Consider the following 237-nt stretch of genomic DNA (forward strand, 5'->3'; position numbering starts at 1 on the left):
TCTGCAGCTTAGCTGCATCGGCACTCACTCATGTTCAGTTTTGAAAGGCGCAATGCCTTTCAAGCTTGGCAGTCTTGCCAAAAGTTGATGGTTGCATCAACCGGGCGGACATGCTAAGATAATCTTCCTGCCGCTGAAACGGCAGCAAAGCAAGATTTGTTCCTTGAAAACTGGATAACGAAACAAAGCGTAAAGCTGAATCATCCTTAGTTTTACTAGTTAATACCGCGAGGTATA

1 protein-coding gene is annotated in these 237 nt (G+C 44.7%); it reads right to left on the minus strand.

What is annotated here, in order from left to right:
- Positions 1-34: 34 nt before the first annotated feature.
- A partial coding sequence (locus QMG93_RS35165) for a hypothetical protein (RefSeq protein WP_281944544.1) occupies positions 35-237 on the minus strand: 203 nt, incomplete at its 5' end.

The organism is Paenibacillus tyrphae (assembly GCF_027925525.1).
In the GTDB taxonomy this organism is placed as follows: domain Bacteria; phylum Bacillota; class Bacilli; order Paenibacillales; family NBRC-103111; genus Paenibacillus_G; species Paenibacillus_G tyrfis_B.